13 protein-coding genes and 1 pseudogene are annotated in these 14,448 nt (G+C 66.0%); 9 read left to right on the top strand and 5 right to left on the bottom strand.

Annotated elements, in window-relative coordinates:
• Positions 1–6: 6 nt before the first annotated feature.
• Positions 7–630: an MBL fold metallo-hydrolase gene (locus ACLQI9_RS25010; protein ID WP_442377333.1), complete on the bottom strand. Its 624-nt coding sequence runs from the start codon at positions 628–630 to the stop codon at positions 7–9.
• Positions 630–1,715: an S-(hydroxymethyl)mycothiol dehydrogenase gene (locus ACLQI9_RS25005; RefSeq protein ID WP_442392340.1), complete on the bottom strand. Its 1,086-nt coding sequence runs from the start codon at positions 1,713–1,715 to the stop codon at positions 630–632. Before ACLQI9_RS25005 ends, ACLQI9_RS25010 begins: the two co-directional genes overlap by 1 nt.
• Positions 1,716–1,754: 39 nt before the next feature.
• Here ACLQI9_RS25005 and ACLQI9_RS25000 point away from each other — a divergent pair, with 39 nt between their 5' ends.
• Together ACLQI9_RS25000 and ACLQI9_RS24995 are read left to right on the top strand one after the other, a co-directional pair.
• Positions 1,755–2,579 (top strand): serine hydrolase domain-containing protein, encoded by an 825-nt coding sequence (locus tag ACLQI9_RS25000; protein WP_442392339.1) that lies wholly within the window; start codon positions 1,755–1,757, stop codon positions 2,577–2,579.
• Positions 2,580–2,701: 122 nt separating this feature from the next.
• Entirely contained in the window at positions 2,702–3,214 is a 513-nt protein-coding gene (locus ACLQI9_RS24995) for a DUF3145 domain-containing protein (protein WP_442377338.1), read from the top strand.
• Between the two features lie 6 nt (positions 3,215–3,220).
• On the opposite strand, the gene ACLQI9_RS24990 is transcribed toward ACLQI9_RS24995, so the two are convergent.
• Together ACLQI9_RS24990 and ACLQI9_RS24985 are read right to left on the bottom strand one after the other, a co-directional pair.
• Positions 3,221–4,138, bottom strand: coding sequence for a diacylglycerol kinase (locus ACLQI9_RS24990; RefSeq protein WP_442377340.1), 918 nt, complete (start codon positions 4,136–4,138; stop codon positions 3,221–3,223).
• Positions 4,138–5,727 (bottom strand): FAD-binding oxidoreductase, encoded by a 1,590-nt coding sequence (locus ACLQI9_RS24985; RefSeq protein ID WP_442377404.1) that lies wholly within the window; start codon positions 5,725–5,727, stop codon positions 4,138–4,140. Before ACLQI9_RS24985 ends, ACLQI9_RS24990 begins: the two co-directional genes overlap by 1 nt.
• Before the next feature lie 41 nt (positions 5,728–5,768).
• On the opposite strand from ACLQI9_RS24985, the gene ACLQI9_RS24980 reads away from it, so the two are divergent.
• The 7 genes and pseudogenes from ACLQI9_RS24980 to ACLQI9_RS24950 all read left to right on the top strand — a co-directional run bounded on the left by ACLQI9_RS24980 (position 5,769) and on the right by ACLQI9_RS24950 (position 13,010).
• The gene (locus tag ACLQI9_RS24980; RefSeq protein ID WP_442377342.1) at positions 5,769–6,338 is read left to right on the top strand and encodes a TetR/AcrR family transcriptional regulator; all 570 of its coding nucleotides are present in this window, start codon (positions 5,769–5,771) and stop codon (positions 6,336–6,338) included.
• Positions 6,335–7,885 (top strand): glycerol-3-phosphate dehydrogenase/oxidase, encoded by a 1,551-nt coding sequence (locus ACLQI9_RS24975; RefSeq protein ID WP_442392338.1) that lies wholly within the window; start codon positions 6,335–6,337, stop codon positions 7,883–7,885. The genes ACLQI9_RS24980 and ACLQI9_RS24975 overlap by 4 nt, the downstream gene beginning before the upstream one ends.
• Positions 7,886–7,948: 63 nt before the next feature.
• Complete coding sequence (locus ACLQI9_RS24970; protein ID WP_442377346.1) at positions 7,949–9,565, top strand: FAD-dependent monooxygenase; 1,617 nt, start codon at positions 7,949–7,951, stop codon at positions 9,563–9,565.
• Positions 9,566–9,668: 103 nt separating this feature from the next.
• Positions 9,669–10,385: a TetR/AcrR family transcriptional regulator gene (locus ACLQI9_RS24965; protein ID WP_442377348.1), complete on the top strand. Its 717-nt coding sequence runs from the start codon at positions 9,669–9,671 to the stop codon at positions 10,383–10,385.
• Positions 10,378–11,157 (top strand): class I SAM-dependent methyltransferase, encoded by a 780-nt coding sequence (locus tag ACLQI9_RS24960; protein ID WP_442377350.1) that lies wholly within the window; start codon positions 10,378–10,380, stop codon positions 11,155–11,157. Before ACLQI9_RS24965 ends, ACLQI9_RS24960 begins: the two co-directional genes overlap by 8 nt.
• Positions 11,154–12,185: an amidohydrolase family protein gene (locus ACLQI9_RS24955; protein WP_442377352.1), complete on the top strand. Its 1,032-nt coding sequence runs from the start codon at positions 11,154–11,156 to the stop codon at positions 12,183–12,185. Before ACLQI9_RS24960 ends, ACLQI9_RS24955 begins: the two co-directional genes overlap by 4 nt.
• 85 nt (positions 12,186–12,270) lie before the next feature.
• Positions 12,271–13,010: pseudogene (locus ACLQI9_RS24950) on the top strand (SDR family oxidoreductase).
• Between the two features lie 13 nt (positions 13,011–13,023).
• Here ACLQI9_RS24950 and ACLQI9_RS24945 read toward each other — a convergent pair.
• Positions 13,024–14,445 (bottom strand): acyl-CoA carboxylase subunit beta, encoded by a 1,422-nt coding sequence (locus ACLQI9_RS24945; protein ID WP_442392337.1) that lies wholly within the window; start codon positions 14,443–14,445, stop codon positions 13,024–13,026.
• Positions 14,446–14,448: the final 3 nt, after the last annotated feature.

Below are 14,448 nucleotides of genomic sequence, written 5' to 3'. Positions count from 1 at the left end.
CGGCCCCTAATGGCCTCGGGCCACCCATTCGTCGTAGTGCACGATCTCGTCGCCGATGCTGGTGGTGTCGCCATGGCCGGTGTAGACGACGGTGTCCGCGGGAAGCTTGCCGAGACGACTCGAGATCGACTGCAGGATCGTCGGGAAGTCCGAAAACGACCGCCCGGTGGCGCCGGGTCCACCGGAAAACAGGGTGTCTCCGCTGAACACGGCGCCCAGGTCCGGGGCGTACCAGCAGACCGACCCGGGGGAGTGTCCGGGGGTGTGCAGCGCTCGCAGCTCGGTGCCCGCGACAGTCAGCGTGTCGGCGTCGGACACCGCGCGAAAGTTCCTGTCCGGGTGGGTCATCCGCCATAACACGTCATCGCCGGAGTGGAGCAGTACCGGCGCGTCGAGCGTATCGCCGAGCTCCGGCGCCACCGTCACGTGGTCGTTGTGGCCGTGGGTGCACACCACCGCCACCACATTGCGCCCGCCGACGGCGGCCACGATCGGCTCCGCGCTGTGGGCGGCGTCGAACACCACGACGTCGGAATCGTCGCCGACCAGCCAGATGTTGTTGTCGACTTCCCAACTGCCGCCGTCGAGTTCGAAGGTGCCATGCGTAACGATGCGCTGGATGGGGGCCATCACAGCATCACCACCGAGCGCAGCACTTTGCCGTCATGCATTTTGTGGAATGCCTCCTCGATGCCGTCGAGACCGATGCGTTCGGAGACGAACTTCTCCAGCGGTAACCGGCCCTGCAGATAGAGGTCGATCAGGGTGGGGAAGTCGCGTTCGGGCAGGCAGTCGCCGTACCACGACGACTTGAGCGCGCCGCCGCGGGAGAAGAAGTCCACCAGCGGCATGTCGATACGCATATCCGGCGTCGGAACACCCACCAGCACAACGGTTCCGGCTAGATCGCGGGCATAGAAGGCCTGCTCCCATGTTTCCGGTCGGCCGACGGCGTCGATCACCACGTTGGCGCCGAACCCGTCGGTGAGGTCCTGGATGGTTTTGACGACGTCGAATTCGCGCGCGTTGACGGTGTGGGTGGCGCCGAACTTGCGGGCCCAATCCAGTTTGGTGTTGTCGGTGTCCACGGCGATGATCCGCTTGGCGCCGACCAGCGCGGCCCCGGCGATCGCGGCGTCGCCCACGCCGCCGCAACCGATCACCGCGACCGTGTCGTCGCGGGTGACCGCACCGGTGTTGATGGCAGCACCCAGACCGGCCATCACCCCGCAGCCCAGCAGACCGGCCACCGCCGGGTCGGCCTCGGCATCGACCTTGGTGCACTGCCCGGCAGCCACCAGTGTCTTGTCGGCAAATGCCCCGATGCCCAGCGCCGGTGTGAGCTCGGCGCCGTCGGTGAGCGTCATCTTCTGCTCAGCGTTGAAGGTGTCGAAGCAATACTGCGGCCTGCCGCGTTTGCAGGCGCGGCACTGACCGCAGACCGCACGCCAATTCAGAATCACGAAGTCGCCAGGCCGCACCGCGGTCACCCCGTTTCCAACCGACTCGACGGTGCCGGCCGCTTCATGACCGAGCAGGAATGGGTACTCGTCGTTGATGCCGCCCTCTCGGTAGGTGAGGTCGGTGTGGCACACCCCGCAGGCCGTCACGTCCACCACCACCTCACCGGGGCCGGGATCGGGGAGGACGATGTCGACCACCTCGACCGGCTCGGCCTTCTTTCGTGAAACCACGCCGCGCACTAACTGACTCATGCCCACCAACCTAGTGCTTGGTCGGTAGGCTCCTCCGCGATGGCCGCACTTGACGTACTCGACGACTGGCCGGTTGCCGCGGCGGCTGCCGCGGTGGTCGGACCCTCGGGGATGCTGGCCAGCCACGGCGACACCGGACGGCAGTTCGCGCTGGCGTCGGTGACCAAGCTCCTGGTGGCGCGGGCCGCGCAGATCGCGATGGAAGAGGGCGCCATGGAATTGGATACCGCCGCTGGACCACCCGGATCGACGGTCCGGCACTTGTTGGCCCATGCCTCGGGGTTGGCGATGCAGTCCGCTGACACGCTTGCCTGGCCCGGCACCCGCCGGGTGTATTCCAATTATGGCTTCGCGGTGCTGGCCGAAACCGTCCAGCAGGCGTCCGGGATCGAATTCGGCCGCTACCTGACCGAGGCGGTTTTCGAACCGCTGGGAATGACAGCCACCCGGCTCGACGGGGGCGCGCAGGCGGCCGGCTTCGGGGCGACGTCGACGGTCGCAGACCTGGCAACGTTCGCCGGTGACCTGTTGTGTCCGGCGACGGTGTCGCCGGAGATGCACGCCGAGGCGACCGCCGTGCAGTTTCCCGGCCTGGAAGGGGTGTTACCCGGATACGGTGTGCAGCGCCCCAACGACTGGGGGCTGGGATTCGAGATCAGGGACGCCAAAACACCGCACTGGACCGGCGCGAAGAATTCGGCGCGGACCTTCGGCCATTTCGGTCAAACGGGCACGTTCATCTGGGCAGATCCGGAAGCGACGCTCGCGCTGGTGGTGCTCACAGATCGCGATTTCGGCCAGTGGGCACTGCCGATCTGGCCGGCGCTCGCCGATGCCGTGATATCGGAGTGCCTCGCGGACTAGCGCAACAGGGGTCTCACGAGGCACAATAGACACGCACGACACAAATTATTCGTTACATCCTGCTCGTCGGGTTCACCAGGTCGTTGGGGAAGACGTCCCTCGTGGAGCCGAAGGAGCAACAGATGCGCGCGTCGAACCAGTTCGCCGACGTGACGACCGGCGTGGTGTACATCCACGCCTCGCCCGCCGCGGTGTGTCCGCATGTTGAGTGGGCGTTGTCGTCGACGCTGGCAGCCAAGCCCAACCTCAAGTGGACCCCGCAACCGGCGATGCCCGGACAGCTGCGTGCGGTGACCAATTGGGTCGGTCCGGTGGGCACCGGCGCCCGGTTGGCCAATGCCTTGCGTTCCTGGTCGGTGCTGCGGTTCGAAGTCACCGAGGACCCCAGTGCCGGCGTCGACGGGCAGCGGTTCAGCCACACGCCCCAGCTGGGATTGTGGAGCGCAGCGATGAGCGCCAACGGCGACGTGATGATCGGCGAGATGCGGTTGCGGGCGATGATGGCCGATGGCGCCGACGCCTTGGCCGCCGAGCTGGATTCGGCGCTGGGTACCGCCTGGGATGAGGCGCTCGAGCTGTATCGCGATGGCGGTGACGGCGCCGAGGTGTCCTGGCTCAGCCGTGGGGTCGGATAAGCCCGGTCAGGGTGTTGCTCTGCGCGGGCGCAGGATCTGCAGCGCGCCAGGCACCGCCGAGATTTCAGCGGGCAGCGCGCAGACGTATTCGCCGTCGGCGTAGGCGTTGATGCCCGCTGATTCCACGTCGACGGATGTCGCCCGCGCCGTCGTCACCTCGTCGAGATCGACATGGCGGCCTTTGTAGACGGTCGGGAACAGGCGGATCAGCCGGGTGCGTGACGCCGAGTGCACCATGGTGATGTCGAGTTGGCCGTCGGCATGATCGGCGTTGGGGCAGATCAGCATTCCGCCGCCGTAGCTGCGGGTGTTGCCGAACGCCGCAAGGGTCAGATCGGTGACGATCTCGTCGCGTCCGTCGAGCACCAGCCGGAACGGCAGTAGCCTCAGCGCCGACAGTTCGGCGAGCATCGCCAGGTTGTAGCGCATCCGACCGCGCGGCCAGCGCATCCGGTTGGCCCGATCGGTTACCAGCGAATCGAATCCTGCGGCAGCAACGGTGCCGAACCACTTGGTAATTCCTTTGCGGTCCCGAATCCTGCCCAGGTCGACGGTTTCGGTCCAGCCGTCGGCGACAACATCGGCGGCGGCGGCGGGATCCTTGGTGGGCAAGCCGAATTCGCGTGCGTGATCGTTGCCAGTACCGGCGGGAATGATTCCCAGCGGAATATCCGTGCAAGCCAGCGCTGGCAGCGCATCGGAGATCACTCCGTCACCGCCGGTGACCACCAGGGCATCGGTGCCCTTTTCGACCGCAGCATGCAGCAGCCGACGTGCATGCTCGGCGTCGCTGCCGACGATCGCCACCACGTCGATGCCTCGCTTTTGCAGTCGCTGGATCGCCTTTTCGGCGGCGTGTGGTGCGTTTCCGTGTCCCGATGCCGGATTGGTCAGCACGGTCACCCGGCCGACTTCGCGCTTCATCACGGGATGAGCTTGCCGGGATTGAGAATTCCCGCGGGATCCAGTGTTGATTTGACCGCCCGCAACACCTGTACGCCCAAATCACCCACCTCGTCACGCATCCAGGGCCGGTGATCGGCTCCGACCGCGTGGTGATGAGTGATCGTCCCGCCGGTGGCCACGATCGCATTGCAAGCAGCGGTCTTGGCGGCGCGCCATTGGTCAATCGGATTCCCGCGTTGCCCGGCGACGACGGTGAAGTACAGCGAGGCGCCGGTGGCATACACATGCGAAATGTGGCACAGCACCAGCGCTGGCGTACCGGATTCGGCCAGCGCGGTGGTCAGCGCGTCGGTGACGGCGGTCTTCAGCGCGGGGATATTGGACCAGTCGGTGGCCGTCTCGAGCGTCTCGCAGAGCGCGTCGGCGGCCAGCAACGAGTCGCGCAGGTACGGCGCGCCGAACCGGCCGTGCTCCCAAGCCCGAGCCGGGGCTTCGCCCAGCGACGTGCCGCCCAAAGCTGTGATGAGCTCCCGGGTTTCGGCGTGCCTGCTTTCGGCATGCGCCGCGGTGCCCTCGAACACGGTGATCGCTAGACAGCCGCCGGTGATCTGGGTCTCGCCGATGGTCTCGGTGGTGGCCAGGTTGACGCCGGTCTCGGCTTCGTCGGAGAGTCGGATCACCGTCGGGCCGGTGCCGGTCTGGGTGACGGCGCGCAATGCGGCTGTCCCGGTGGCGAAGTCGGGGAACGACCACGCCTCGTAGCGCGTGACGTCCGGCGACGGATGCACCCGAACCCGCACCCGGGTAATGATGCCGAAGACGCCTTCCGACCCGATCAGCAGTTGCCGCAGATCCGGACCGGCCGCAGATTGCGGCGCGCGGCCCAGATCCAGCACGCCTGCGGGCGTAACGACGTGCAGCCCGCGAATCATGTCGTCGAACCGGCCGTATCCCACGGAGTCCTGGCCCGACGATCGAGTTGCGGCGAAACCGCCCAGGCTGGCGAATTCAAAGCTCTGCGGAAAATGCCCAAGCGAAAACCGGTGCTCAGCGAGCAGTTGCTCGGCCCGCGGCCCGGTGACGCCGGCGCCGAACTCGGCTTCTCCGGACACCGCGTCGAAAGCCAGCAGTTGGTCGAAGCGCCGCAGGTCCAGCGATACCACAGCGTCGAACTCGCCGCGGATGGGATCGAGGCCACCGACCACGCTGGTGCCGCCGCCGAACGGGACGACGGCGATGCCATGCCGCGAGCAGTACCGCAGAATCGCCGCAATGTCGTCCTCGCCACTGGGGCCGCCGGGCAACAACACCGCGTCGGGCGCCTCCTGCACGCCGGATTCTTTGCGCCGCAGCAGATCCAGGGTGGACTTGCCGCCGGCATGCAGCAGTCGGTCGCGGTCGCCGACGCGGCAGTAGTCCGATCCGAGGATGGCGGCCAACGCTTCGCGGTGATCGTTGGCCAGCTGCGACGGACGCAGCTTCACCTGATCCGCGTCGAGTTCGGCCGAGGTCGAGTCCGTCACCCCCAGCGCTTGCTTCAACAGCGAGCGGATGCCCTCCGAGAGCGGTTTGGCTTGGCGCGCGTCACCCCACGCGTTCCATTTCATCGGAGGCAGCAACTGTTCAGACATCCGTTACAGTATTACATATGCTGTCAATCAGTAACGCACCGGTGGAGATCGCGGATCGGATTTTGGCGGCCGCCGCGAGCTGTGTGATCGATTTCGGGGTCGAGCGCGTGACGCTGGCCGAGATCGCGCGGCGGGCCGGCGTGAGCCGGCCGACCGTCTATCGGCGCTGGCCAGACACCCGTTCAGTGCTGGCAGCGCTGCTGACCAGGCACATCACCGCCGCGTTGGGTGAGGTTCCGGCGGGCGGAAGCGGCCGCGAGGCGTTGGTCAACCGGGTCGTGGCGGTGGCCGAACGGCTGCGCCGCGACGAGCTGGTGATGGCGGTTTTGCGATCGGAGATCGCGCTCGTCTACATCGCCCAACGCCTCGGCAGCAGCCAGCAGATGCTGATCGACGCGCTCGCCGATGATCTGCGTGCGGCCCAAGGCGATGGCAGCGTGCGACCCGGCGACCCGCGCCGGCTCGCCGCGATGGTGCTGCTGATCACCCAATCGACCATTCAATCCGCCCAGATCGTCCGCCCGATCCTGGACGCTGATGCGCTGGCCGCCGAACTCGCTTACTCGCTGAACGGATACCTCTCATGATGTCGACTGCCCTCGACGCAGCACGCCGCACCGCTGACCTCACTGCGTTGGCCGATGGCGAGCCGACCGACGTCGTCGTGATCGGTGGCGGCATTACCGGCGCCGGCATCGCACTGGACGCCGCGTCCCGTGGTCTGCGAGTGACGTTGGTGGAAAAGCACGATCTCGCATTCGGCACCAGCCGGTGGAGCTCCAAATTGGTACACGGCGGGCTGCGCTATCTGGCGAGCGGCAATATCGGCATCGCCAGACGCAGTGCCGTCGAGCGTGGAATCCTGATGACGCGCAACGCTCCTCATCTGGTCCGGGCCATGCCGCAACTGGTCCCGCTGTTGCCGTCGATGGGTCGAATGGAACGGGCATTGGTGCGGGCCGGGTTCCTTGCCGGCGACGTGTTGCGTAAGACGGCAGGCACACCGGCGGCCATTCTGCCCGGCTCTTGCCGCATTCCCGCACAGCGTGTCAGCGACATGGCTCCGGCCGTTCGGCGCAACGGTCTCGACGGTGGCCTTCTGGCCTACGACGGACAACTGATCGACGACGCCCGACTGGTCGCCGCCGTCGCGCGTACTGCGGCACAGCAGGGTGCCCGAATCCTGACCTATACCGCCGCATCCGAGGTCACCGGCACGTCGCTGCGGTTGAGCGACCAGCGCACCGGCGAATCATTCGATATGTCGGCGCGCGCCGTCATCAACGCCACCGGAGTATGGGCAGGTGAGATCGACCCATCGTTGAAGCTGCGTCCCAGCCGCGGCACCCACCTGGTCTTCGATGCCGCAACGCTCGGCAATCCCACAGCGGCGCTGACGATTCCGATACCCGGCGAGCTGAACCGCTTCGTTTTCGCCATGCCCGAACAGCTGGGACGCGTCTACCTTGGACTGACCGACGAGGAAGCACCCGGCCCGATTCCTGATGTGCCACAACCGACCTCGACTGAGGTGAGCTTCCTGCTGGACGTGGTGAACACTGCGCTGGGTATCGCGCTGGAAAGTGCCGATGTGATCGGCGCCTATGCTGGGCTACGGCCGCTGATCGACACCGGGGCCGGCCGCACCGCGGACGTCTCGCGCAACCATGCCGTTGTCGAGTCGCCCTCCGGCGTCATCAGCGTGGTCGGCGGCAAGCTGACCGAGTACCGCCATATGGCCCAGGACGTCCTCGACCGGGCCATCGAAATGCGGGGTCTGACAGCCGGAGAGTGCCGGACCCGAAACCTGCCGTTGGTCGGCGCGCCGGCAAATCCAGGGTGGACGGTGGCAGCGCAGGAGAGGCTGGCCGGCTTGCCGGAATCGCTGGTCCTGCGCTACGGGGCGGAGGCCGCCCACGTCATCGCTGCTGCCACGTGTGAGCGTCCGGTCGACCCGGTGGCTGACGGGATCGACCTGATCCGGGCGGAGTTCGAATACGCCATCACCCATGAGGGCGCGCTGACCGTCGACGACATCGTGGATCGTCGCACCCGGATCGGTCTGGTGGCCGCCGATCGGCAGCGAGTGGTCGAAGTGGCCCAGGAGATTCTAGAGATGCTGAGCCAAAAGTGACAGTCACTACTATATAGTAGTTACTGTTGTTTTTGTATATCCGCGGGGAAGGCGGTGACCAGCATGAACGTCTTACGTGTTCCGGTTCTGATCGTCGGGGCGGGCGCCGGTGGGCTTGCCACATCGGCTCTGCTGGCCAAGCACGGGGTTGGTTCTCTATTGGTCGAAAAGCGACGCGAGATCTTCATCTATCCGAAGGCCCGCAACCTGAGTTGTCGCAGCTTGGAGATCCTCCGCGGTCTAGGCCTAGACGACGAGGTCCATGCGGTCGCGGATCGTGTTTCAGACATGGTCGTCAAGCCGACGCTGAACAGCGCAGAAGAAAAACTGGCCATTGACATCGACACGTTCTTCGCCGGTTTGGATCAGCTGAGCCCGGAACCGGCCGTGCAGTACTGCCCGCAGAGCAGCCTCGAGCCGATGCTGCTCGCCGAAACCCGGCGACGGGGCAATGAAGTGCGCTACGGGACGGAATTGTGCTCTCTCGATCAAGATGACACTGGCGTCACGGCGGTGCTGCGTGACCTACATTCCGGCGAGTCCGAGACGATCCGCGCCGACTATGTCGTGGCGGCCGACGGGGTGCACAGCCCGGTCCGTAACAGGCTTGGCGTCGCCACCTCTGGATACGGTGCGCTGCCGATTTATGTCGTGTTCATCTACTTTCGCGGACCCTGGCGGAAGTTCGTCTCGCACCTGAACGATGGCGATGGCATCCAGGTGAAAAACCCGGACGTGGACGGCATATTCCTGGTGGCCAAGGACGACCTCGGCATGTTCATCACCACCTACCTCCCCGGCAAGGGAGAGACGGCAGCACAATTCACGCCGCCATATTGCCGCGAACTGTTGACCAAGGCCGTCGGCGAGCCGATCGACCTCGAGATCATCGAAACCGCGGCGTGGCAACCCTACGAGCAGGTGGCCGATCAATTACGTTGCGGGCGTGTCTTTTTCGTCGGAGACTCTGGACACACCATGCCGCCGTTCAAGGCTGGGGGAGCCAACACTGCCATCCAAAGCGCACACAACCTGGCGTGGAAGCTGGCCGCGGTCCTGGGTGGGACGGCGCATCCGGCGTTGCTGAACACATTCCACGCCGAGCGGCACCCCGTCGGGCGGTTTGCCGCTCACCAGTCGCTGACCGGGCCGACAGTGGGCTTGCTCCGGTTGGAAGACGAGGGTCCGGGTTTGCCGCCCGAAGAAGTGGCGTCGATGTTCTCCTTGCTGGTCGGATACCAGTACCGCTCGGCCGCGGTAGTGACCGACCAGCCCGCTCCGGCCGACCCAGACGTCGTATCTTTGGTGGACGAATTGCATGCGCAACCCGGCACCCGCGTCCCGCATGCCTGGGTGCACGACGGGGGCCGGCGGGTGTCGACGCTCGACCTGATTGGCCGCGGCTTCGCCCTGCTCACCGGAGAAGACGGTGCCCCGTGGACCGAGGCCGGCGCGGCGGCATCGGCTGCCCTGGGCGTCCCGATCACGGTCCGCCGCATCGGGCCTGCGGGCGATGCCCGCGACCCCGACGGCGCATGGGCGCAGGCCACCGGACTCGCGGCCGACGGGGCTCTGCTGGTGCGGCCAGACGATTTCGTCGGCTGGCGCGCAGCGCGGCTTCCGGCCGACCCCGAACGTGAGCTTCGCCAAGCGCTTTCGGCCATCCTCGCCCGAAGCTGACCCCGGGCGCTGAATCGCCCTCGGAATCGCCCTCAGATGACTGTTGACCAAAATAGTATTTTGGTCATAGAGTGACTCCGGTGCGACTTCGAAGGGGTCGGTGATGGCGGAACGTTCTGGAGTCGATCGGCGAGACAGGGCCGATCGGATCCTCGATACCGCCCGGGAGTTGCTGCTGCTGTGGGGCTATCGGCGGGTGACCATCGATGAATTGGCCCGGCGCGCCGGTGTGGGTAAGGGCACGATCTACCTGCACTGGCGGTCTCGCGAGGAAGTGTTCCTCGCGGTCAGCGCGCGCGAGGCGGCGGCGATGGCGGAGGCGATTGTTGACGCGATCCGCACCGATCCGGCCGAGGTTGCGCTGCACCGCTACCTGCGGCGGTTGTTCGTCGAGGCGATGAACCGTCCCGTGCTGCGTGCGCTCTACACTCGCGACGCCGAGACCCTTGGCACTTTTCTCGCCGCGACGCATCATCATCGGCTGGAAGAAAGCAAGCTCGATGTCAACCGCGACTATCTGGGTGTGCTCGCCGCGGAGTCCATGCTGCGGCCGGACCTGCACCTGAAGGATCTCGACTACACCTTGCCCACCATCGTGTTCGGATTCTTCGCGGCGGAACCGTTTCATTCGCCGGCTATCGGGCTGACCTTGGAACAGAAGGCCGACCAGCTGGCTCAGACGGTCCGACGGGCTTTCGAGCCAACCGATCCGCCGAGCAGCGACACGATGAAACGCGCTGCGGCGAAAGCTCTTCCGATTCTTGAGCGACTCGCCCGAGACCACCGGGCAGGAACCTACGGAGGCGATCACGATGATTGAACTGGCAACTGATCTCGTCCGCCCGTGGGGGCGGTATGGGGTAGACGGGAACTACGGGTTGATTCCGGCGCCGGTCGTCTTCGCCGGCTATCTGCTGTTATGCTTTGCCGCAGCGGTTTTGGCCGGCCTGTGGTTGGTAACCGACCGAACGCTGTCGGGACTCGGGGCCGCCGTGGTCGCCGTCCTGTTGATCGCCGCCGGCGTCAGCGTCCGGCGGTTCAGTCGGCGAGGAAAGTTCGAAGTCTGGGCGCGCCTGCTCACGGGGATAGGCTTGCGAGGCGACGAACGGGTGCTCGACCTCGGCTGCGGGCGTGGCGCGGTGTTGTTGACCGCGGCCAAGTTGGTGCCGCGTGGAACCGCAGTGGGAGTGGATATCTGGCGGGCCGACCAGACCGGCAACTCCATGCAGGCGACACTGGCGAACGCCGATGCCGAGGGTGTCGCCGACCGGGTCGAACTGCACACCCAGGATATGACCGATCTTCGGTTTCCTTCAGCGTCCTTCGACCTCGTCGTGAGTAACCTCGCGATTCACAATCTGCCGGACGACGACGCGCGACAGTCGGCGATTGACGAAGCCGTGCGTGTGCTGCGCCCCGGCGGTCATGTCGTGATCGCTGACCTCGCCTTCACTCGCCTGTATGCCAACAGGTTTCGGCAGTCCGGCATGGCCGACGTCAGGCGCCAAGATCTTCGCTGGCGCGCCTGGTGGGGACTGCCGTTCTTCCGTACGCACGCCGTCACCGCGACCAAGCCCGGGCCAATGCGGTGAGCACAAAGTCAGTCTCCCGAGTGGTGGCGTTGGAAGAAGCGTTCGTCCACCCACGAGTGTGGGACTTGTTTCCCGAGTCGCTGCAACGGAAATACCAGCCCGTACGGGCCCGGCTCAGCGACGTCGGAGCGGAGCGCATCCGTCTCATGGACGCCGCGGGGGTCGACGTGCAGGTGCTCTCTCACGTCCAGCCCGGTGTCCAAACGCTCGCCGATGAGCAGGCCGAGTTGGCGGTTGCGGTCAGCCGCGAAGTCAACAACTGGTTGGCGGCGGCGGTCGCCGCGCACCCGGCCCGGTTCGCAGGCTTTGCCATGCTGCCGACCCAGTCACCGGCTGACGCCGCTGAGGAGCTGGAGCGCTCCGTTCGCGACCTCGGCTTCAAAGGCGCGCTGATCAACGGGCATTACCTGGACCATTCGTCGTTCGATGTGCTGCTCGGCCGGGCCGAATCATTGGGCGTGCCCATCTACATCCATCCCACCGACCCCCCGCGGGCGGTGGTGGATTGCTACTACGCGCCTTTCGACCCGGCGCTGGTACCCACCTGGGGCTGGCCGGTGGAAACCGGAACGCATTTGCTCAGGTTGATCTGCGCTGGCGTGTTCGATCGTCATCCGAATTTAAAGGTGATCGTCGGACACATGGGAGAACTGCTTCCGTTCTGTTTCAGCAGGCTCAACGTCGGGCTGACGATGGCCGGGTGGTTGCTTGCGCCCGAGGCGGACGACCCACCGATGCGCAACAGCGTCGGCTACTACCTGCGCGAGAACGTTTTCATCACCAGCAGCGGGGTGTTCGACGTGCCGGTGTTCGACTGTGCCCGAGCGATGTTGGGCCTCGATAACTTGATGTTCTCCGTCGACTACCCGTTCCAGGACAACTTCGCCGCGATGGAGTTCCTGCAACGGTGCGACCTTTCGGTCGAGGACAAGGAGCGCTTCGCGCACCGTACCGCGGCGAAACTGCTGAAGCTTGACGCCCAGCCCGGCGACGATAGCCACCCGCGGGCCGACGTCGGCGATACCTAGTACCGGTTAACCAGCCGCGCCAAATCGCAAATCGGCAGGGCATTGATTTCCGCCCTGGTCAAATAGGAAGGACCGTCATACCAGCCTGGTCGGCAAGTCAGCGGTGGTGGCTGCCGGGGCTAAGAACCTCGGCGGACTGATCAGCACGTCGTTGGCCGAAAAGGGGTCAACGTCGCGGTGCACTACAACAGCCCGGCCACCGAGCCCGATGCCGACAAAACCGTCGCCGCCGTGCAAGATGCCGGAGTCAAAGCGATCAAGGTGCAGGGCGATCTCACCAAGCCGGGCATCGTCAGCGCATTGTTCGACGCGGCGGTGGACGCCTTCGGTGGTGTCGACATCGCGATCAACACCGTCGGCAAGGTCTTGCGTAAGCCCATCGTCGAAACCAGCGAGGAGGAGTATGACTCGATGTTCGACATCAACGCCAAGGCCGCGTACTTCTTCCTACAGCAGGCGGGAAAGCGGTTGAACGACGGTGGCTCGGTGATCACCATCGTCACCGCGCTGCTGGCCGCCTTCACCGACGGCTACTCCACCTATGCCGGCGCCAAAAGCCCGGTTGAGCACTTCACCCGCGCTGCGGCGAAAGAGTTTGCTGCACGCGGTATTTCAGTGAATAACGTGGCACCCGGGCCGATGGACACGCCGTTCTTCTACGGCGAGGAGACACCGGAGCGGGTCGCGTTCCACAAGTCGCAGGCCATGGGCAACCGGCTGACGCAGATCGAGGACATCGCACCGCTAGTGGTGTTCCTGGCCGACGAAGGTCACTGGGTGACCAGTCAGACCATCTTCGCCAACGGCGGCTACACCACGCGGTAGGCCGCCCGAAGCATTACAGCGGGATGTTCCTGTGGCGTCCGCGGCGGGCCGGCGCCTCGGCCAGCGCCGCGGTGAGTTTGCTGCGGGTGTGGGCCGGGTCGATCTTCTCGTCCACCACGCCGATGTCGATGGCGTTGTCCACGCCGCCGGCGATCCGCTCGTGTTCGGCGGCAAGCTCGTCGTGCAGCGCCTCGCGCTCGTGGTCGGGCACGGCGGCCAGCTTCTTCTTGTGCAAAATGCCGACGGCCGCCTTGGCGCCCATCACCGCGACCTCGGCGTCCGGCCAGGCGAACACCTTGGTGGCGTTCAAAGACCGTGAGTTCATCGCGATGTAGGCCCCGCCGTAGATCTTTCGGGTAACCAGGGTGACTCGAGGAACGGTGGCCTCGCCGAACGCGTGCAGCAGCTTTGCCCCGCGGCGCACCACGCCGCCCCATTCCTGGTCGACGCCGGGCAGGTAACCGGGAACGTCGACGATCACCACCAGCGGGATGCCGAACGCATCGCAGAGCCGCACGAAACGCGCTGCCTTCTCGGCGCTTTCGGAGTTCAGGCAACCGCCGAGCCGGAGCGGGTTGTTGGCCAGCACGCCGACCGTACGGCCCGACAACCGGCCCAGGCCGACCACCATTGACGGTGCCCACTTGGCCTGGAACTCCTCGAACGGCGCGTCGTCGTCGAGCAATGCGACGACAAGTGGGTGCACGTCATAGGCGCGGCGTGGCGATTCCGGCAACAGCGCATGCAGGTCGGTGTCATGCGCCTCGGCTTTGCTGCGGTCGAAATGCCCTTGCTGGCAGAACAATCCGACCAGACGGCGACCACGCTCGTACGCGTCGGACTCGTCGTCGGCGACGATGTGGCACACCCCGGACTTCTTGTGGTGGGTGTCCGGTCCGCCCAGCGAGGCCATGTCCACGTCTTCGCCGGTGACGCTGCGCACCACGTCGGGCCCGGTGACGAACACCCGGCTGTCCGGTGCCATCACGACGACGTCGGTCAGCGCCGGCCCGTAGGCCGCGCCCCCGGCGGCGAAGCCGACCACCACTGAGATCTGCGGGATGTATCCGGACGCCCGGATCATCGCCTCGAACACCAGCCCCACCGCGTGCAGCGCCCGCACGCCTTCGGCCAGCCGCGCGCCGCCGGAGTGCCAGATGCCCACGATCGGGCTCTGCTCTTCGATGGCGGTGTCGTAGGCGTCGACGATGTGCGTGCAGCCCTCGAGACCCATGGCACCGCCCATCACGGTGCCGTCGGTGCAGAACGCGACGGTGCGCAGGCCATTCACCGTTCCGGCGGCGGCCAGCACCCCGGAGCGGTCACGCTCATGCAGCAGCTCCACGCTGCCGTCGTCGAAAAACCTACTGAGGCGCAGCAGCGGATCGCGCGGATCGAGCGACTCGTCAACCGCCTCCGGGGCCAAGGTCGTCATCGC

The organism is Mycobacterium sp. (genome assembly GCF_052143115.1).
In the GTDB taxonomy this organism is placed as follows: domain Bacteria; phylum Actinomycetota; class Actinomycetes; order Mycobacteriales; family Mycobacteriaceae; genus Mycobacterium.
The sequence above is the reverse complement of the archived record's forward strand: the minus strand, read 5'-3'. Positions and strand labels throughout refer to the sequence as shown.